Source organism: Microvirga sp. 17 mud 1-3 (assembly GCF_003151255.1).
In the GTDB taxonomy this organism is placed as follows: Bacteria; Pseudomonadota; Alphaproteobacteria; order Rhizobiales; family Beijerinckiaceae; genus Microvirga.
This window is the reverse complement of record NZ_CP029481.1, coordinates 1,281,812-1,302,363: the sequence shown is the minus strand read 5'-3', so window position 1 is coordinate 1,302,363 and position 20,552 is coordinate 1,281,812. Positions and strand designations below refer to the sequence as shown.

The window sequence follows — 20,552 nt, the reverse complement described above, 5'->3', positions numbered from 1 at the left end:
GAGCGCGCTCGCCTGTGGAGGTCATGACGACCCATGCCTCGATTATCTTCCTGGCAGGGGACAGGGCCTACAAACTGAAGCGGGCGGTTCGCTTTCCCTATCTCGACTATTCCACGGCGCAGCAAAGGCATACAGCCTGCCTGAAGGAGCTTACCCTCAACCGCCGCACGGCCCCGGAACTCTACATGAATGTCCGCACCATCACGCGCGAGGCGGATGGTCGGCTGGTGCTGGATGGCACGGGACCATTGGTCGATACCCTAGTGGAAATGCACCGGTTCGACCAGGAATGTCTGTTCGACCGCATGGCCCAGAGAAACTCTCTCACGCCTGCGATTATGGCAGACCTTGCACACCGCATTGCGATCTTTCACCAAGAGGCGGCCATCAGCCTGAAGCATGGAGGGGTCAAGGGCGTTGCGGACGTCCTTGAGATCAACGAGCGTTCGCTCCGCGCCACCATGCTCGTTCCGGACGAAGTCGCCGCCACGCTCTCCCAAAAATTCCGGCAGGCCCTCGAAACCCATTCGGAAGAGCTCGAACGACGCCGCCAGTCAGGCAAGATTCGTCGCTGCCATGGAGACCTCATTCTCCGCAACATCTGCCTGTGGCGTGGCGCCCCTACCCTGTTCGACTGCCTCGAATTCGACGAGAACCTTGCGACCATCGACGTGCTGTATGATCTGGCCTTTCTACTGATGGATCTGTGGCACCGGAAGCAACAGGAACTGGCAAACACCCTGCTGAACCGATATCTCGATGAGGCTGACGAAACCGACGGGCTCGGTCTTATCCCGTACTTCATGGCCATTCGGGCGACGGTCCGTGCCCACGTCACAGCCGCCCAGGCTGAGCACGCTGCAGCCCCGAATGTGAGGGCCAGCGTGCTTTCCGAGGCCCTGCAGTATTTCGATCTCGCCGATGCTCTGCTGAATCCCGCGCCGCCCACCCTTTTGGCCATTGGAGGATTGAGCGGAACCGGCAAGTCAACCATTGCCTCTCTTGTGGCTCCTTACCTGGGACAAGCCCCCGGGGCACGCATCCTCAACAGCGATCGCATCCGAAAACACCTGCATGGCGTGCCGGCCCAATCCCGGCTGCCGGAGAGTGCCTATCGGCCGGAGATTTCCGAACAGGTTTATGCCAACTTGCGACAGGAGGCCGAACGTGCGTTGCGCGCAGGCTCCGCAGTCATTGCCGATGCGGTCTTTGATCGTCCCCAGGAACGCAAGAAGCTTGAGCAACATGCTGCTGGATGGCGCATTCCCTTCACAGGCTACTGGCTCCGGGCACCGATAGAAGTTCTGACATCGCGCGTGGCGGCCCGCCGGGAGGATCCGTCCGATGCGACAGCAGATATTGTCCGCATACAGGCTGCGCGCCATTGTGGAGAGATAGATTGGGTCAACCTCGATGCCTCACAGAAGCCTGACACCATCAAGGCCGACATTCTCCAGCATCAGGGCATCGACAGTGCGGAATCCTTATCCCGGGACATCCTGAGGCCACCGGAGGCGATGAAGCCTGCGTGACGAAAGCCTAGTTCTGCCTTGCCATACCTCAATCGCACTCCACTTCGGTCGACGACCTGCCCCCCGGCGCTCGACAGGATCGCGTCGCCAGCTGCCGTATCCCATTCGTGCGTTGGACCCAGGCGCACGTAAAGGTCGGCGCTCCCCTCAGCGATTCGGCAGAACTTCAGCGACGAGCCCATAGGCTGCCGATCAAGCAGAGAGAGCCGCGCGAGGAAATCCTCCGTGGCCGGATCCCTGTGGGAGCGACTGACCAGTGCAAAGAGCCCGCCCGGAAGAGGAGAGCGAACCTTGACGGGCTGCGCCCGGATTTCCTGCCCGATCTCGGTCCCGGGAGCGACGTCGAGCCTGAAGCTTTCTGCACCAGAATACCAGAGCGTCCCGAGAGCGGGGGCATAGATGGCGCCCGCAATGGGTCGTCCCTTCGCGATCACCGCGATATTGATCGTGAATTCATCCCGCTTCGCTATGAACTCCCTGGTTCCGTCCAGTGGATCAACCAGCACGAAGGCTTCGTCGGGTGCGAGCTGATGGGTTTCCGGCTGCTCCTCCGAGATGACCGGCATCCTGGGCAGCAAATTGCGGAGCCCTTCAAGGATCATCCTCTCGGCGGCCAGATCCGCTTCGGTCACCGGCGACGCATCGCTCTTGGTCCTCACCGAGGTTCCTGTCCGAAAGAGGTCGAGCACAGGTTTGCCGGCAGCAACAGCGATCCGCCCAAGTGCCAGGCCCAGGGCGTTCTGTTGCGCCGGGGTTGTGGACAAGCCCGCACCTGAGGATTGCGTCGAGCGACCCTCCATGGAGAGAACCTTATGGCATGTCCGAGTCCTCATTATAAACCTTGGGAACACCTCCCAGGCTCAGTGACTGGCTAAGGGCCAAAGAGCCCGAACCTCGTGGGGAAGCGAGTCCCAAACCTTGGCAATCTGTCCCTCATCCAGGTATTGGTTCAAGACACGGAAGACGACTTGGACCGCCTCGGCTCGGTTGACCGGCCTGATGTTCTTCAGTCCCTGCCCGACGCGATCGAGGAAATGCTCCAGGGATCGGTCCCGGTCGGGCTCAGATATGAAATGCCATTGATCATAGTAGGCGCCCCGCACAAGGAGCGGCAATTGTGCCCCAAGATGCACGGCGAGCTCCGGCGGGAGCCGATCCCGCACGGCATGAAGAACCGCTGACAGGACATGCCATGCGAGATGGCGGTCCGGGCCAAGCTCGGCCATGATCTCATCGAGCCAAGAGTTCGTCACATGCAACGTTCTGTCGAAGACGTCGAGACCGGTTGTGCTCATGAGAACCTCGTGGGCCGCGTGGGAGGGTTCAGACGCCACTTGTTGGCGACCGTAATAGTCGCCTCATGCGGCCGTGTTGATGAAAGTCAATCTCACCGTCATGTACAGCGCCAGACACTCCCTCCGCGCCGGACCGAACCTGAATGCTGACGCCATCGGTCGGCGGTATGCCGATAACGGGTTCTCTAAGACGATCCTTGTTCCGCTCGATATATCCTTCAAACACATCCGCGAGGTACCTGATCACGCTTTTGACAAGGTGCGAAACGGGTGGATCGACTATCACCCGAGGCGCCATCGTGAAATTTGTCCGATAGCGGCTTAGGCAGCTGACATAAGTCAATGCGGGCGAGAATAACTGGAACACCCTATGGCGCAGAATGAGATCTAGTGCCCCTCGATGAGGATGTTCCCATGACCAGTCTCAATCCGGCACCGGCCATCATTGGCGAACCCATTGGGCTGCCCTTACCGACCAAGCTGGGCGGGCGGCCGCTCATGGAGGCTCTCGCCGCGCGCAAATCGTCCCGGGAATTCGCTCTTCAGCAACTCGATCCCCTGATCCTGTCGGATCTGCTCTGGGCAGCATGCGGCATCAACAGACGCGACGACTATCGCACAGCTCCCTCGGCCCGAAACTGGCAGGAAATCGACGTTTATGTCGCGCTTGCGCGCGGGCTCTATCTGTTCGATCCCCACCATTCGCAGCTCGACTGGGTCCTCCGTGACGACATCCGCGCCCTCACGGGCCAACAGGAATTCGTCTGGTCGGCCCCCGTCAATCTGATCTATGTTGCGGATCTCACTCGCATGCAGGGAAGCGCCGATCGGGACGAGCAGCGCTTTTACGCGGCGCTCGATACAGGCTTCATCGCACAGAACGTCTATCTCTTCTGTGCGTCCGCGGGTCTTGCAACGGTGGTGCGCGGCCTGATCGACCGCAGGGCGCTCGCCCTTAGAATGGGCCTACGTTCCGAGCAACGCGTGATTGCGGCGCAAACCGTCGGTTACCCGGCAACCTGAGACACTCGCAAAAGTCTGCACAGTGCCATGGCGGAGGAGGGACATTGTCATGACAACAAAAAAGATCAACGAGGCCGATTGGCGCCTCTATCTCGATAAATTCTCGGCTGGCCTGGATGGCAGACGGGCAGAGGTCAAGATCGTCTCTCCGAAGTTGGGCAGCCAGGTTCAGGCAGAGTGGATCAGATTATGGGGACTGGCCTATGATCCGAAGGACAACGTGCTTGAGGTGGCCCTTGAAGGCCTCGATCACCTGATTCAAACGCCCGTCGAGCTTTATGTTCAGGAGGGTCGCACAGGGATCGAGAGCCTCTCCGTCCGCGATGGCGAAGGAAATCAACACATCATCCAGCTAAGACTGCCAGTTATCCTTTAGGGATTGCAAGGGGTGATGCTCCCGGGCAATCACGGTTGTCGGACACCGCGCGATCTGAACGCCCCCGGACTCGGTGTACGCGCGAGACGGAACCCGCTGCGAGAAAGTTGCCTATCCGGCTCAGGATAGGATCAAGCGATCATCCGGACCAAGGGTAATCTTGCCGCCGAAGCGTCTGCACTCAAGGTCGAGCCTATGTTGCAGCCACTCCGCATCCTCGCGCGTCGCGTGGTTCAGGCGGAACCGCCGGATCTGGAGCGGCGTCATCTCGAGGCCGATGAGAGCGCCCGTGACCGCATTAACGGTCACAAAATACATCAGGCTGAGGTCGCCCCGGAACTCCTCGTAGCCGGCAATGCCTTCATAGTCGTTGAGGAAGTCGCCGCAGCCGTAAAGGATCAGCCGGTTGCGGTAACGCTCGATAGCAATCGGGTGATGCGAGGAGTGGCCATGCAGGATTGAAACTCCGGCCCGGTCGATCAGGGCGTGAGCGAACCGCCTGTGCTCATCCGGGATTGCATAGCCCCAGTTGGATCCCCAGTGGATCGAGGCGATGACCACATCCCCCTCTCGCCTGACCGCCCTCACCTGCTGGGCGATCTGCTCGACCATCTTATCGGACAGATCCGGCAGAAGGTTCACGCCGGGCCGCGTCGACGTTGCGGCCCAGCCCGGCGGTGTCCCGCTTGTGGTCATGGCATAGCAGAAGACGACGACGCGCCCTATGCCGGAAACATCCAAAATTGCAGGGGCCATCGCTTCAGCCAGGTTCTGGCCCGCTCCGGCAATGGATATGCCCAGGCGCCTGAGAACCTGCATTGTTTCGATCAGGCCCGGCCTGCCCCAATCCAGAACATGGTTGTTGGCGAGACCGCAGCAATCGATCCCGGCGGTGAGGAGAGAGCCGGCATTCTCTGGGCTCATGCGATAATTGATGCCTTTGGGCTCATAGGCCTCACTGCGCGTGACGGTGGTCTCAAGATTGACGAGGCTTAGATCCGGAGCAACCCGCCGCCATGCATCCAATGCCGCGCCCCATAGATCCTCGAAACCAACCGGCCTCGGGATCGGGCCATGCGCCTCCTCGGCAAGCCGAACGTAGCCAAGGGCAGAATCCGCGTAAACTTCGTGAAGCTTCGGATCGCTTGGGAATGGCAGCACCTGGTCAATGCCGCGCCCAAGCATGACGTCCCCACACAGGAAAATGGTGAGGGTATTGCCGGAACGCTGCTTCCCGCGGGCCAGGGCTGGTCTGGTCCCGCTGATCGCGCCGGGTAAACCCAAGCTTGCAGCAAGCGCCAGGAGCAGTTGCACCATCCTTCTCCGCTTTGCTTGCACTGCAAACACCTCCGGTTCGTGCCCATGCCGTTCATGTCCCATGCATGACAGAGGCTCAGCCGCCGATCTTCTGCTCGATTGCCCCGAAATAGAGGTGATCCCGTGCCGGCTGCGCTCCCGGAGGCACCTCAAGAAATTTCTTTGCAGGCGAAAAGCGCGCTGGAACGAGCCTCTTCATGAGGTGTCGGTCCTCGGCGCTATTCGCTAACGTGAATCAGAGTTTCTCCTCGCAACAGGGTGACGCGCAGTCCCAATCCATGCGCCCTTCCTCATGGACGAACTCAAGGAATACTCTCACGCAGATCGACGCGCTCCCGCGCCAAATCGGGCTCGCCGAGCCGTGCCAGTATCTGAGCGCGGGCAGTATCGCGCAGCCGGATTGCCGCGGTAAAGTCCTGTCCGGCCGGATCGATCGGCTCTCCAATGTAAACCGCGATGGCCCCACGTCTCGGAAGCCACTGATCCGAGCGCAGGATGGACCGCGTCCCACGAATGACGACTGGGACGATAGGCGCACTTGCCTGGGAGGCAATCTCAAACGCTCCGAGATGAAAGGCGAGCAATCCGGGCATACGGGTGAACGTCCCCTCGGGGAACCAGGCGAGGCGTCCGCCCGCGCAGACTGCCTCCAGGGCGTGTCCTGTATCGGCGACGCCTCCCGCCGGGTCCGTCCGGCGGACGAACACCGTGCCAAGGCGGCGCAGGAACGGCCCTGCAAGAATTTGCTCCGCAAGTTCCTGCTTCGCCACGAAGGTAAGGCCACCCGGGATAGCGGCCGACAGGACGGCGCCATCGAGATAGCTTGAGTGATTGGCGATTAGAACGAATGCTCGACTTGGCAGCGGAGCTGCGGCCTCGATGGAAAGCGGAATACCGCTCAGGCGAAAGAACAGGCGCGCGCCGGTACCCAAGGCGCTCCACCGCCACGAGCGTCGCGGCAGCAGCACAACGGTTGGCCACAGGACGAATGCCACCGTGCCCAACAGGAGCCACCACCATGCGGCATAAGCCCAGCTGCCGAGCGCCCTCCGCGCGCGGTGCAGCCGCGGCAGGGCGCTGGCAACGAGCAGACGGGCGACCTGTAGGGAGGGGTGATGAAGTCCTCCACCAGCTCCGCCGGTCTCGTAGAGAGCGCGGGCCGCCGAGCGGCGGATCTTGCCGCTTGAGGTTTTGGGGACCGTATGCGGTGGCACAAAAATGATATCGTCCGGCGGGAGATCGAGAATGCTTTGTGAGGCGTCGATAATGGCGAGGCGCAGGGTATCAAGCTGGCTTGGGTCGGTCAGGCGGGTTTCGGCCATGACGACAAGCCGTTCGGTGCCCGTGCGCGGATCCGGGCTTGCGAAGACCGCAACGCAGCCCTTGCGGACGCCGTCTAGACTGCCGACGCGATCCTCGAGCTCCTGCGGATAGATGTTGCGCCCGGCGCGCTTGATCATGTCCTTGATGCGGCCTGTAATGTAGATGTCGCCGCCGGCGATGTAGGCCCGATCCCCACTTTCGAGCCAGTTTCCGTCGAAGAGAGCCTGTGTCTTTTCTGGGTTGCGGAAATACCCCGCCGTGGCCGACGGACCCTTGAACTGAAGGCGGCCCTCGTGCCGCTCCGGGAGTTCACGCCCATCCTCGTCGACGATGCGGATCTGATGCTTGGGCAGAGGCTGTCCGCAGGCAACGAATTCGAGCGCCGTCGCATCCTCTGGGGCTGCCGGACGGGCGACGCCGTTGCGCGTGAGCGTCTGACGACCGACGCGGTCCACGATCGGTGCACGTCCCCTGGGCGGAAAGGCGAGACCGACGGAGCTTTCCGCAAGGCCATAGACCGGCACCATCGCGTCGGGTCGGAATCCGTAGGGAGTGAAATGTTCCTCAAAGCGCCGAATCGTGCTCGGACTCACCGGCTCTGCCCCGTTCATGACAGCCCTGAGGGAGCGGAGGTCCAGGTTGTCGAGAGCACTGTCCGGAGCCACCTTGAGGCACAATTCGAAGGCGAAGTTGGGGCCTGCCGTGATCGTGGCCCGATGCCGGTGAACCGTCCACAGCCACACCATGGGATCGGCCAGAAACGACAGCGGCGGCATGAGGACGGCAAGCGCCCCGTAGTAGAGGCTGCCAAGCCAGCAACCGATCAGCCCCATGTCATGATAGAGGGGGAGCCAGCTCACCACCACGTCGGACGAAGAGGCTCCCAGCGCATCGCCGATGGCTCGGATGTTGGCCAGAAGGTTGGTATGGGAGAGCACGACCCCTTTCGGATCGCCAGTGCTTCCGGACGTGTACTGGATTAGGGCCGTCGTGTCGGCCGTGGCCGGCAGCGGAGCCGGAAGAGGAGCAGCCCGCCTGAGCTCTTGAACCGTGGTGACACGATTGAGGCTCGATACGAGCCCGAGAAGAAGCCCTGCGGCCGCGTGGATCTCCTCGTTCGTGATGAGGATGGAAGCTTCGGCATTGCGAAGAATGCCCGCCTGCCGGCGCAGGTGATCCTCCAGCATGGCCCGTCGGAAGGGTGGGTAGATCGGAACCGGAACGCCGCCGGCGCAAAGTATCCCGAAGAAAGTGACAAAGAAGGAACGCTCGGTCGGCAGCATGATCCCGACGCGGTCGCCTGGGCTCAAGCCTCGTGCCAAAAGGCCGGCAGCCACGGCCCGAGCCTCGCGGTCGAGCTGCGTGTAGGTAATCGGCTCTTCCGTGCCGTCTTCCTGTCGGAGATAGATATGGATCCGTTCGGGATGTGCGCGGACATGGAAGGCCAGAGCCTCAAGAAGGGTTGAAGCCTCGGCGGGTTCGGCGACCGGCGGTTGAGGAGGAGCGAGAGCGCCACCGGGCTCCGGAGCGGCTCTGGAACGAGGGGCTGCACGGATGATCGCGGCGACCAGGTCGGCCGGGGTCTCGGCCTCGCCGAGAAGCTTGTTCGGCAACCGTACCTTGAACGCCCGGTTCAGGCGCAGCAACAGCTCCGTTCGCGCCAAGCTGTCCAGCGCAAGGTCGCGATCGAGGTTGCTCTGCAACGCTACCGCCCGGGCAGACCCAAACGAGGAGTGCACCTCGCTGACGAGCTGGCTCACGATGTCGATGACACGGCCCGCGACCTCACTCTTCTGAAAGGCGGCGTCGGTGTCGTCCCCCGTCTGGCTGACGAGGATATTCTCCGGAGGGGCCCTGGTGGTCTTGCTCATGGCTGAGTGCCCCAATCGAATCCAGCCGGGTCCCTGTCGTTCGCCCGGATGCAGCGGTTGAATGCGGATGCGACATCCAGGAGACGTCATCTCCCTCCTTCTGCTGATGAGCGAGCCACCTCTCTGCGAAAAAAGCTTCGGCGCATTGGCCTATGGCCGCTTGTACACCTTCGTGAAGATCGGTCTGGAGAAGTGTCTCTCGAGACCGAGCGCCTCAACAATCATCGCCGGGAGGCCTGGACGCAAAATAGCACCGGCTCCTGCTTCCAATCTGCCATCAGGGGACTGCGGCGAGCGAAATAGGCACGACCCAAATGGGCGGCAGATCGAATCAGACGGATCGAGCCTCTGACGATCCATAAAGCCGCCAAAGCTCGCCTCCCGCCAGCACTGCCACGATCAGGCCGACCGCGACATGGGTCCACATGGCAGAGGTCAACCCTGAGAACCCGAGAAGCCAAGGGGACACGATTGCCCATAGGCCGGCAAGCAGGCTCACCCATTCCTCCCAGTCATAGACCTGCAGGGCCGCCACCAAGCCGACGATGGCGATGATGCCGCCGGTCATCCAGGCGTTCCAGGCTGCATAGCCTTCAGTGCGGAAGCTTAGGAGCCAGGGCGACAGGAACAGAATGGCACCAAGAACGAGATTACCCACATTCATGGCTCTATCTTGCGTCTGGTTGATAATAGTCCTCATCTGAAACTCTCCTTCACGATTGCAGCGAAGCCCAAGAAGCGCCCCGCCGGCTCATGAAGCCAGAGGGAAAATCTACTGCATACGCAGTGCGGCTTGTTGAGAAAAATCAACGGGAATCGGCATTCGAGAAGGCCCGACACCTCAAGCATCTGCCGTTGTGCTTCGCAGCTCAGATCCCGACCATCATCGTCCTTCTCGCCGGAAACTGCGGCCCCGACAACGTGACGGGGCGACGGTTCTTGACATTCCTCAATGCAGGGAAGGCAGGGAGATCCACGCTGTCAGCAAGTTTTTCCGCCTTGGCCAAGTTTTTCCGCCCTGGCAAAGAGGAGCGCCATCATGCATGTCCCTGCTCAGATCGATTTCCAAGGCTTCGAGCCGACGGAGCAGCAACGCACCCTGATCGAGCAGAAGATGACCGGTCTCGAAAAGTTCTGCGACCGGCTCACCGCTGGCCGTGTCGTGATGAAAGGGCCCGGCCGGGGCCATCGGACCGGCGGGCAGTATGAGCTCAACATCCACCTGGTTCTGCCAGATGGGCGTGAGGTCGCCGTCGAGCACACACCGCCTGAGGACGAACGATTCTCCGACCCGGCCTTTGCGATCAACGATGCCTTCAATCGTGCCCGGCGACAGCTTCAGGACGCAATGCGGCACATGCAGGGCGAAATCAAAGCCCACGAATCCCAGCCGATCGGAACTGTGAAATGGGTGCAGCCTGAGGAGGGATACGGCTTTCTCGAAGCGGGTGATGGGCGTGAGATCTATTTCCACCGGAACAGCGTGATCGACGACGCTTTCGCGGATCTGAGGCCGGGGGTGCGGGTGACCTTCGCCGAGGAGATGGGCGACAAGGGCCCGCAGGCCAGCACTGTCAGGCTTCTCGGCAAGCATGGATTGCGCTGAGCCGAAGACAACCGAGACCGTTCTCGAGGTCGTCGAGGAAGAGGCCTTGGCCGCCCTGACCATCAGCCGGGTCCTCGAAGGGATGCGCCCCCAGGGCCTCCAGTTCCGGAGACCGTCGGAGGGACATGCTTTTGGATGCCGCCGGACCGAAGGATCGATGCCAGCGCCGATCAAGACGCATGGCGGGCTTTCACGCTCGTGATGGGAAGCGCAATGGACGCAGACGCACGCAAGCAGCAATGGACCATCTGGTACATCATCGCGGCCTTCCTCGGGGTTATGCTCATCCAGCAGCTCTGGACGAGCGCCCAGCAGGTGGAGACCATTCCATACAGCCAGTTCGAGCAACTCGTCTCCGACGGTAAGGTCGCTCAGGTCACTGTCGGTCAGGACACGATCACGGGTGTTCTGAAGGAGCCTTTGTCAGGCGGGCGCACTCAAATAGCGACGACCCGGGTTGATCCGACGCTCGCGGAGAAACTCGCTGCCAAGGGCGTCACCGTCTCGGGCGCGCCATCGGGAGGAATCCTTGCGACAATTCTGTCATGGATCTTGCCGCTCCTGATCTTCTACCTGCTCTGGGCGTTCCTGTTCCGCAGCATGGCGGAGCGCCAGGGCCTTGGCGGGCTCATGGCGATCGGGAAATCAAAGGCCAAGGTCTATGTCGAGACCGACACCAAGGTCACCTTCGCAGACGTTGCAGGGGCCGATGAGGCCAAGTTCGAACTCCAGGAGATCGTGCAGTTCCTCAAGAACCCGCAATCTTATGGCCGCCTGGGCGCGCGTGTGCCGAAAGGCATCCTTCTGGTGGGGCCGCCCGGAACCGGCAAGACGTTACTGGCGCGCGCCGTTGCCGGTGAGGCGGGCGTCGCGTTCTTTTCGATCTCCGGATCCGAATTTGTCGAGCTGTTCGTGGGCGTCGGCGCCGCACGGGTGCGGGACCTGTTCGAGCAGGCACGCAAGGCCGCCCCCTGCATTATTTTCATCGATGAGCTCGATGCCCTCGGCCGTAGCCGGGCTGCGGCTCCGATCGCCGGTGGATACGACGAGAAGGAGCAGACGCTCAACCAGCTCCTTGCGGAGCTGGACGGCTTTGATCCGAGCAGCGGCGTCATCCTTCTCGCCGCGACGAACCGGCCGGAAGTACTCGACCCTGCCCTCCTACGGCCGGGCCGCTTCGACCGCCAGGTTCTCCTGGACAGGCCGGATCGGAAGGGACGTATCGAAATCCTGAAAGTCCACGTACGCAAGATCCGTCTCGCTTCCGGCGTCAATCTTGATGACATCGCGGGCTTGACGACGGGGTTCACGGGCGCGGATCTGGCCAACCTCGTCAATGAAGCGGCCATCATTGCGACCCGCCGCAAGGCCGAGGACGTCACGGTCGCGGACTTCACGGCCGCCATCGAGCGGATCGTGGCAGGTCTCGAAAAGAAGAGCCGGGTTCTCAGCCATGAGGAGAGGCGGCGCGTAGCCTACCACGAGATGGGCCACGCGTTGGTGGCCGCGAGCCTGTCGGGAGTCGATCCCGTGCTCAAGGTGTCGATCATCCCCCGCGGCGTCGGAGCGCTCGGCTATACGATCCAGCGTCCGACCGAGGATCGCTTCCTCCTGGCGGAGAGTGATCTGCGCAACAGGATTGCGGTCCTCATGGGCGGGCGGGCGGCCGAATCCCTCGTCTTCGACGACGACGTCTCGACCGGAGCAGCGGATGACCTGCAGCGCGCGACGGAGATTGCTCTGGAGATGGTGACACGGCATGGCATGGCGGACGTCACTGGTCAGCGCACCTATCTGCCGCCAGCGCAGCCATTTCTGGGAGTTGGCTCAATCGACCGGCCCAATGCATCAGAGCAGACGATCCGAGAGATCGATGTCACAAGCCGCGAGATCATCGATCTGGCCTTTAGGAAGGCCTGTGACATTCTTGCCCTGCGCATGGCGGATCTCGAGGCCGGAGCAGCTCTCCTGCTGCAGAAGGAAACGATCACGGCAGACGAGTTTCCGGCCCTGCACCAAGTTGGGAAAGCGGCTTCCATCAAAGCGGCCTGAGAAGGCGAGCCATTTGGGACCGGCATTTCTGGACGGTCGGTCAGCACTTATGATTGTTTCCTGAACGTCTCCTTTGATCCGGCCCTCAGGTCATATTCGCGTTGCCTTTTCGACGCGAACGGCCGTCATCTTATATTCTGGCGTATGCACCAGTCGGTCGCGCACCGATGAGGTCAGATTGTTCACGAACAACTCGGGGCAATGGAACGTCACGAATAATTCGCCTGGCGCCACAGCATCATTCACGCACAAAGGCAGAGTGGCAGCCCCGTAGCGGCTGCGAACAATGACCGATTCACCATCGGCTAAGCCGAACCTCAGGGCGTCAGCCGGCGCCATGTCCAAAACATCCGTCGGCTGCAACAGGCTGTTCGGCGTCCGGCTGGTCATCGTACCAGCATTGAACGCATAAAGCCGGCGGCCGGAAGTGAGGAGGAAAGGATAGTCCGCATCCGCGCTTTCCGAGGTCGGTATGTATGGAACCGGCACCAGCTTGGCGGTCTTTTCGGCCGAAAAGCTCGTCTGATGCAAGACAGGCGTGCCGGGATGCTGCTCGTTTGGACACGGCCAATGAGGCGCCTCGTTCTCGAGGCGATCGTAAGTCAGGCCGGCCACATCAGGCCAGACTGTACGCACCTCGTCCCAGATCGCCTGCGGATGTGCAAACTCGAAGCCGTCAGCGTGGCCCAGACGGCCTGCCAGTTGCTGGATGATCACCCAATCGGGCAGCGCCTCCCCCGGGGGCGCGACAGCAGCCCTTATCCGCTGCACACGGCGTTCCGCATTCATGAACGTCCCGTCCTTTTCGAACGCCGAAGCGGCAGGCAGGAAAACAGTGCCGAACTCGTGTGCGGTCTGATTCAGAAACAGGTCCTGGATGATCAGCAGGTCAAGATTGGCCAATGCGGCGCGGCTCCGGGCCGCATCGGCGAGCGTCAGGTAAATGTCATAACCGATGACCCACAAGGCCTTAAGTCGGCCTGAGCAGGCCTCATCCATCATCTGGAGCAAGTCAAGGCCGTGGGTTTTCGGCAAGTGCGCTCCCCAAACGGCCTCGAAGCGCGGGCCGGCCTCCTTGAGTGACTGCACGCCGGTCAGTGACGCCGGATCGCACCCCATGAGAGCTGCGCCCTGGACGTTGTTCTGTCCGCGCAGAGGATTGATGCCGGTTCCGGGCCTGCCCAGATTCCCCGTCAGGAGGGCAAGATTGATGAGCGCCTCGACACCCTCAGTACCCTGCAAATGTTCGGTTATGCCCAGTCCATGAAAGCACATCGACGGTCTGCACTCGGAATACAGACGCGCCGCTGCGCGGATGTCCTCGGCTGCGACTCTGCACTCAGGTGCGACTTGCTCGGGCCTATAGGCCTGGATGAAAGTTACAAATGACTCATAACCGGTGACCCTTTCGGCCAGGAATCTCTGATCGACCAGGTTCTCCTCGATCAGGGCCGCCGCGATTGCATTGATCAGCGGCACGTTGCAGCCCGGGCGGACCGCAAGGTGCAGATCCGCCAAGGCGGCGAGCTCGGTACGACGGGGATCAATGACGATCAGTTTGGCGCCATGTAGCGCCGCCTGTTTGATTCGCGCACCGACGACCGGATGATTTTCCGTCGGATTGGCGCCACAGATAAGGATGGTTCGCGCGCGTTCAATATCGTCGAAGCTATTGGTGGATGCGCCGGTGCCGAGCATGGTTTTCAGCGCCTTGGCACTCGGCGTATGGCAGACGCGCGCACAGCAATCTACGTTGTTGGTTCCCAGGATCACTCGGGCGAACTTCTGAGTCAGATAATTTTCCTCGTTGCTGGCGCGCGCCGACCCTAGCACTCCAATCGCGTCGGCACCGTGCATCGTGCGGATGCGCAGGAGCTCGGTCGCCACGTGTTCGAACGCAACGTCCCACGTCTTAGCCTCCCAGGCGCCGTCGCGCCGGATCATAGGCGTGGATATTCGATCATCCGCCTGGTTAAACTCAAAAGCATAACGCCCTTTCACGCAGAGGTGGCCCCGATTCACGGGGCTGTCGGCCGGCCTGACGGCCACGACCAGCCCCGCTGATGCGCCGACTTCCATTTGACACCCAACGCCGCAATAGGCGCACGTGCTACGTGTCCAGCTGGACGGCTGTGTCGGGCTACGCTTGTCAAACAACGCGCCGCTTGGACAGGTATCGACGCAGGCCCCACAGCTGACGCATCCGCCCTCCAGCATCGTCTTGCCCCGGCCCGGCGCCACATAGGTGGCGCTGCCGCGTCCAATCGCCTCCCATACGAATTGCCCCTGAAGTTCATCACAGATGCGAATGCAGCGATCGCAACGGATACAGCGTTCCATCGCGACGCCGATATAAGGATGGGTATCATCCTGGAAGAGGGTGCCGGTCACGACCGATCCGCCCGCAGTCACGCCGAATTCATTCAGGAGGCGATGAAAGGGCAGGTCCGGTCTGGCCGCGACGGCATCGGGCGGGTAATGCTCAGCCAGCAATTCGAGATTGGTTTTTCGGAAGGATTGCAGGGCCGCCGTATGGGAGCGGACCTGCATGCCTTCCTCCGCAATGGTGGTGCAACTCGCAATCGGCCTTTGCTGACCCTCGATTTCGACCACACACAATCGACAGCCACCCGAAGGGGCAATGCGCGCATCGTGGCACACCTGCGGCACGGGCGCTCCCGCCAATCGGAGGGCGTCGATCAGGAGCGTTCCCGGCGCAACGCGATGAGGCATGCCATTGATGATCAGGCGAAGCACGACGCCAACTCCTCGCCATAATGCCGTTCGACCGCGGAGGCGAACTCAGCCAATCCTCGCCCGTGGCCGCACAGACTGGTAGCAGCAAGCACGTCGATCAGTGCAGCATAGTCTTGGCGGTTAATCCTCCGGCCCTGCGCCAAACTCTTGAAGGCCTCGGCGAGAACAGGCGTGCCTTGCCGGCACGGGGTACACTTGCCGCACGATTCATATGCGCCGAAACGAAACACTTCGCTCATGATGGCGGCCAGGGGCGTGTCGTCGGCAAACGCAATGATCCCGCCATGCCCAACCGCACAGCCGATGGCCTGCAGTTCTTCATAGCCGAGCCTTGTGTCCAGAAGATCGGGCGGGACGATGCCGGCAAGCGGACCACCGATCATGAGTCCTTTCAGCTTCCCCCGGCGCAGCCCCCCGCCAAGGTTCTCACAGAGATCGGCAAGTGAAATGCCGAATTCAACCTCATACAGGCCAGGCCGACGAAAGAGAGAGTTGAGCGACAACAGCTTGGTGCCCCGGCTTTTGGAAAAGCCGAGAGCCGCATATGCATCCGCACCCTGTTCGACGATCCATGGTACGGCGCAGAGCGTCTCGACGTTGTGCACAAGGGTCGGTGCACCGTACAAGCCGCGCTCTGAAATTTGCGGCGGCCGTACGCGCACCTCCGGTCGACGCCCTTCGAGCGCGTTCAGCATTGCGGTTTCTTCGCCACAGACGTAGCTCCCCTCGCCCACCACCAATGCCATGTCAAACCCGGCTCCCAGCCAACCCGCGCTCTTGGCTTGCTGAAGAGCGTCGCGCAGAATTCCCGCCGCATCCGGGTATTCCTTGCGCAGGTAGACGTAGCCTTGCGTTGCTCCAACCGCACGTGCCGCGATCATCGCGGCTTCGATCATACGGAACGGATCATCCTCAAGCAGGAAGCGGTCGGAAAATGCGCCAGGGTCGCCTTCATCGGCGTTGACCACCAGGTATTTCAGGACACTCGCATGCGACGCTACCGCTTGCCATTTGCGGCCAGATGGAAAGCCGGCACCGCCACGCCCACGCAGCCCGGATTTTTCAATGAGACCCACCAGCTCAGCCGGCGCCATCATCTGGGCCTTCGCCCACGCGGTTCCTCCTCCCGCGCCGCAATAGGCCGCAAAGTTGCGCAGACCACCCTTGATGACATTGCCGAGGAGCACGGTCCGGCTGGTGCAGACGGCAATGTGCGGACGGAGATCCTGGCTCGCCGTACTGGGTCCAGCGTAACACTTTCCGAGACAATAAACGGAAGGGGTAGCTTCGGCCGCGGTCGTCCACCGGCTCAAATCATCGGCGCGGGCGGCGAAACACGCGAGCCCGCAGCAGGAGCGTCCCTCGAGTGAGACGTCTGCGAGATGATAGAACGAACCTACGCGAGCATGTCTCGGCTGTTCACTCATGTCGGGCACCGACTGCCGACGCGGCTAGATTGCCCGTTTCGACCCACTGGGTACGCCTTTTCTAAGACCGGCCAAGGTTATGAACCGCAGTCCCGGTCGGGTGGCGGACGCATGGTGAAGTCCTACAGGCATCCCATCATTGACCATTCTCAATGATCGGCCGCAGCTTTTGCGAGAATTTTGCAAAGTTGCGCACCTGCGGAGGCGGAATGCCCTGGGATTCTATTCGAAAGCGTCCCGAAGAAATCGCTCTCTCAAACCTGCGCGACTATGATCGCGCGGTCGCTGACTTCTCGTGGGACCAGGCGCGCGCGCTTCTCGACGGTTTGCCCGGTGGCGGACTGAACATCGCCTATGAAGCGGTCGACCGACACGTCGCACATGGCCTGGGCGACAAAATCGCCCTTCGCTGGATCGGCCAGGATGATACTATCCGTAACTTCACCTACGGCGATCTGCAGCGGCTGACCAGCAGATTCGCCAACATTCTTCGTTCTCTCGATATCGCCAAGGGCGACCGCGTTTACTGCCTCCTGGGGCGTGTTCCCGAACTGTATGTCGCGGCTCTGGGATCCCTGAAGGCTGGGGCGGTTTTTTGCCCCCTCTTTTCCGCCTTCGGGCCCGAGCCCATCAAAGCTCGCATGAGCATCGGCGAAGCGAAGCTGCTCGTTACCACCGACCATTTCTATCGCCGCAAAATTGCACCGTGGCACAGCCACCTCGACAGCCTCCGTCATGTCATCCTCATCGACGGGGGTGATACAGGGACCCTTGGGATTCATGGCCTCGCAGGACTGATGAACAGGGCCTCCGATCACTTCAACATCGAGCGCACGGCGCCAGAGGATATGGCCCTCCTTCACTTCACCAGCGGCACAACTGGCCGGCCTAAGGGGGCCGTGCACGTGCATGCGGCCGTGATCGCCCATCACATTACCGGACAATTCGCGCTCGATCTCCATACCGACGACATTTTCTGGTGCACGGCCGACCCTGGCTGGGTCACCGGCACGTCCTACGGCATCATCTCACCGCTGACGAACGGTACGACAATGATCGTGGATCAGGCCGAGTTCGATGCCGAACGGTGGTACCGAATCCTGCAGGATCAGAAAGTCAGCGTCTGGTATACAGCACCGACGGCGATCCGCATGCTCATGAAGGTCGGAAGCGAGTTCGCGCGGCGCTTCGATCTCTCCCATCTCCGGTACATGGCCAGCGTCGGCGAGCCTCTCAATCCGGAGGCTGTCGTCTGGTCCGCGCAAACTTTCGGGAAGCCTTTCCATGACAACTGGTGGCAGACGGAGACCGGCGGCATCATGATCGCTAACTACCAGGCGATGGATGTCCATCCCGGCTCCATGGGCAAACCCCTTCCCGGTGTGGCGGCGGGCATTGTTGAGAAGCGGGACGGGCATATCCGCGAAATCTCCGCTCCGTCAACGGTCGGCGAACTGGCTTTGCGACCTGGCTGGCCCTCGATGATGCGGGCCTATCTCCATGAGGAGGAGCGCTACCGCAAATGCTTCGTGGACGACTGGTATCTCTCCGGCGATCTCGCGATGCGCGGGGCGGACGGCTACTATTGGTTCGTCGGGCGGGCCGATGACATGATCAAGAGCGCCGGCCATCTGATCGGACCGTTCGAAGTCGAGAGTGCCCTGATGGAACATCCGGCGGTCGCAGAGGTCGGCGTGATTGGCATTCCGGATCCTGTCGCCGGTGAAACCGTGAAGGCCTTTGTCGCCCTCAAGGCGGGGTTTGCGACAAGCGAGGAGCTCCGCATGGACCTTCTCGGCCATGCCCGCAAGAAGCTTGGCCCGGCAGTCGCCCCCAAAGAAATTGCCTTTCGACAGAACCTGCCGAAGACCCGCAGCGGCAAAATCATGCGCCGCCTGCTGAAGGCGCGCGAGCTCGGCCTGCCGGAAGGCGACACTTCCACCCTTGAGAGCGAGGAGCGATAACGGACGTGATCTCGAAGCCGCGACTTTCCCGCACCCATGAGCTCGAACTGCTCAAGCAGATGGTCCGGATTCGCCGGTTCGAGGACAAGTGCGCCGAGCTCTATACGCAGGAGAAGATCCGGGGCTTTCTGCACCTTTACGATGGCGAGGAGGCCGTCGCGGTCGGCATCATCCCCGTCCTCGAAAAGCGGGACCGCGTCGTCGCCACCTATCGCGAGCATGGTCACGCCCTGGTCCGCGGCGTCCCTATGGCAGCAGCCCTGGCGGAAATGTACGGCAAACGGGAGGGCTGCAGCGGCGGCCGCGGCGGCTCCATGCATCTGTTCCACCGTGACACTAACTTCTATGGAGGCAATGCCATCGTGGGCGGCGGGCTCCCCCTCGCCGTGGGCCTCGCCCTGGCAGACAAGATACATCACCTGGACCATGTGACCGTCTGCTTCTTTGGGGAGGGCGCCGTCGCCGAGGGTGAGTTTCATGAGAGCCTCAATCTGGCGGCTCTCTGGAACGTGCCGGTTCTGTTCGTATGCGAGAACAATCTCTACGCCATGGGAACCGCCCTGGAGATCTCAGAGGCGGAGACCGACATTCACCGCAAGGCGCAAAGCTACAGGATCGCGTCGGAAGCGGTGGACGGTATGGACGTAGTTGCCGTCGAAGCGGCCGCCCGGCGCGCCATCTATACAGTCCGTGCGACGGGACAGCCGTACTTTCTCGAATGCCGCACCTATCGCTTCCGTGCCCATTCGATGTTCGACGCTCAGCTCTACCGTAGCAAGGATGAGGTTGAGGCCTGGCGCAAAAAGGGCCCGATCGTCCGCTTCCAGGGCTGGCTCGAGCAGAACGGGCTGGCACACCCCGAAGACCTGAACCGAATTGAGAATGAGGTCGCTGCCGAGATCGACGCCGCGGTCGCTGTCGCCGAGGCGGGCACCTGGGAGCCCGTCGAGAACCTCACCCGTTATGTCTATGCTCCTGACCGCCCCTCCCCTCCTGAGCGCGCGCCTGCAACAGACAAACCTTCTGTCGAGACGACCTATCGCGAGGCTGTCCGCGAGGCGATCCGCGATGCCCTGCAGCGCGACGAGCGTGTCTTCCTGATGGGAGAGGATGTGGCCCATTATGGCGGCTGCTATGCGGTCAGCAAAGGGCTCCTTGCGGAGTTCGGTCCCGAGCGCATCCGCGATACACCCTTGTCTGAATCCGGTTTCACGGGCATCGGCATCGGAGCCGCCATGGCTGGCCTGCGTCCGGTGGTCGAGCTCATGACCTGCAACTTCAGCATGCTCGCTCTCGACCAGATTCTCAACACGGCGGCAACGATCCGGCATATGTCAGGCAATCAGTTCGGCGTGCCCGTCGTCATTCGCATGGCAACCGGCGCCGGACGCCAGCTTGCGGCTCAGCATTCGCACAGCCTTGAAGGCTGGTATGCCCACATCCCTGGAATCCGGGTGCTCGCTCCGGCGACCGTCGAGGACGCCCGCGGCATGCTATGGACCGCGCTCCAGGAGCCCGACCCGGTTCTCATTTTTGAGAACATCATGCTCTACAATCAAAAAGGGCTGATGGCGGCAGATGCAGGACCGGTCGATATCGACAAGGCCGTCATTCGACGAGCCGGGCGTGACATTTCCCTCATCACGTATGGCGGATCGCTTTGGAAAACTCTGGACGCCGCCGAGATCCTGGCCAAGGATGGCATTGACGCGGAGGTCCTCGATCTTCGCTCCCTTCGCCCTCTCGATGACCGCACCCTTATCGCATCAGTTTCCAAGACCCGCCGCGCGGTCATCGTCGACGAAGGGTGGCGCAGTGGGAGCCTGGCCGCAGAGATCGGCATGCGCATTGTGGAACAGGCCTTTTGGGAGCTTGATGCACCCATTGCCCGGATATGCAGCGAGGAGGTGCCAATCCCCTATCCGCGCCATCTCGAGGAGGCTTCCATCCCGCAGGCTGCGAAGATTGTTGCGGCTGCACGGGCGGCGGTGCGCGGCAAGTCCTGATGG

Annotated in this window: 14 protein-coding genes; 7 read left to right on the top strand and 7 right to left on the bottom strand. The window is 61.7% G+C overall.

Annotated elements, in window-relative coordinates; translation table 11 throughout:
• Positions 1–23: 23 nt before the first annotated feature.
• Complete coding sequence (locus C4E04_RS06075) at positions 24–1,532, top strand: bifunctional aminoglycoside phosphotransferase/ATP-binding protein (RefSeq protein ID WP_245416251.1); 1,509 nt, start codon at positions 24–26, stop codon at positions 1,530–1,532.
• On the opposite strand, the gene cysQ is transcribed toward C4E04_RS06075, so the two are convergent.
• Complete coding sequence (cysQ, locus tag C4E04_RS06070; protein ID WP_245416250.1) at positions 1,460–2,296, bottom strand: 3'(2'),5'-bisphosphate nucleotidase CysQ; 837 nt, start codon at positions 2,294–2,296, stop codon at positions 1,460–1,462. The genes C4E04_RS06075 and cysQ overlap by 73 nt on opposite strands.
• 96 nt (positions 2,297–2,392) lie before the next feature.
• Positions 2,393–2,827, bottom strand: coding sequence for a DUF2267 domain-containing protein (locus C4E04_RS06065; RefSeq protein ID WP_109595918.1), 435 nt, complete (start codon positions 2,825–2,827; stop codon positions 2,393–2,395).
• A 414-nt stretch (positions 2,828–3,241) separates the two neighbouring features.
• Between C4E04_RS06065 and C4E04_RS06060 the strand changes: the two genes are divergently transcribed.
• Both C4E04_RS06060 and C4E04_RS06055 read left to right on the top strand, forming a co-directional pair.
• Positions 3,242–3,850, top strand: coding sequence for a SagB/ThcOx family dehydrogenase (locus C4E04_RS06060; RefSeq protein ID WP_109600833.1), 609 nt, complete (start codon positions 3,242–3,244; stop codon positions 3,848–3,850).
• A gap of 49 nt (positions 3,851–3,899) precedes the next feature.
• Positions 3,900–4,226 (top strand): DUF5335 family protein, encoded by a 327-nt coding sequence (locus C4E04_RS06055; RefSeq protein ID WP_109595916.1) that lies wholly within the window; start codon positions 3,900–3,902, stop codon positions 4,224–4,226.
• 120 nt (positions 4,227–4,346) lie between these two features.
• Here the strand turns inward: C4E04_RS06055 and C4E04_RS06050 are convergent, their stop codons facing one another.
• The 3 genes from C4E04_RS06050 to C4E04_RS06040 form a co-directional block, all read right to left on the bottom strand.
• On the bottom strand, positions 4,347–5,543 hold the full coding sequence (locus tag C4E04_RS06050; RefSeq protein ID WP_109595914.1) for a CapA family protein: 1,197 nt from the start codon (positions 5,541–5,543) through the stop codon (positions 4,347–4,349).
• Positions 5,544–5,845: 302 nt separating this feature from the next.
• Positions 5,846–8,737, bottom strand: coding sequence for an AMP-binding protein (locus C4E04_RS06045; RefSeq protein ID WP_109595911.1), 2,892 nt, complete (start codon positions 8,735–8,737; stop codon positions 5,846–5,848).
• A 331-nt stretch (positions 8,738–9,068) separates the two neighbouring features.
• On the bottom strand, positions 9,069–9,437 hold the full coding sequence (locus C4E04_RS06040) for an SPW repeat protein (protein ID WP_109595909.1): 369 nt from the start codon (positions 9,435–9,437) through the stop codon (positions 9,069–9,071).
• Between the two features lie 339 nt (positions 9,438–9,776).
• On the opposite strand from C4E04_RS06040, the gene C4E04_RS06035 reads away from it, so the two are divergent.
• Together C4E04_RS06035 and ftsH are read left to right on the top strand one after the other, a co-directional pair.
• Complete coding sequence (locus tag C4E04_RS06035) at positions 9,777–10,343, top strand: cold shock domain-containing protein (protein ID WP_109595907.1); 567 nt, start codon at positions 9,777–9,779, stop codon at positions 10,341–10,343.
• A gap of 213 nt (positions 10,344–10,556) precedes the next feature.
• Positions 10,557–12,395 carry an ATP-dependent zinc metalloprotease FtsH gene (ftsH, locus tag C4E04_RS06030; protein ID WP_109600831.1) on the top strand — a complete coding sequence of 613 codons (1,839 nt, stop codon included), beginning with the start codon at positions 10,557–10,559 and terminating at the stop codon, positions 12,393–12,395.
• A 90-nt stretch (positions 12,396–12,485) separates the two neighbouring features.
• On the opposite strand, the gene fdhF is transcribed toward ftsH, so the two are convergent.
• Together fdhF and C4E04_RS06020 are read right to left on the bottom strand one after the other, a co-directional pair.
• On the bottom strand, positions 12,486–15,152 hold the full coding sequence (gene fdhF / locus C4E04_RS06025) for a formate dehydrogenase subunit alpha (RefSeq protein WP_109595905.1): 2,667 nt from the start codon (positions 15,150–15,152) through the stop codon (positions 12,486–12,488).
• A complete protein-coding gene (locus C4E04_RS06020) occupies positions 15,140–16,339 on the bottom strand; it encodes an NADH-quinone oxidoreductase subunit F (protein WP_210204601.1) in 1,200 nt (399 codons plus the stop codon). The genes fdhF and C4E04_RS06020 overlap by 13 nt, the downstream gene beginning before the upstream one ends.
• Before the next feature lie 449 nt (positions 16,340–16,788).
• Here C4E04_RS06020 and acsA point away from each other — a divergent pair, with 449 nt between their 5' ends.
• Entirely contained in the window at positions 16,789–18,543 is a 1,755-nt protein-coding gene (acsA, locus tag C4E04_RS06015; RefSeq protein WP_109595903.1) for an acetate--CoA ligase, read from the top strand.
• Positions 18,544–18,548: 5 nt separating this feature from the next.
• Entirely contained in the window at positions 18,549–20,549 is a 2,001-nt protein-coding gene (pdhA, locus tag C4E04_RS21340) for a pyruvate dehydrogenase (acetyl-transferring) E1 component subunit alpha (RefSeq protein WP_245416249.1), read from the top strand.
• Positions 20,550–20,552 lie beyond the last annotated feature (3 nt).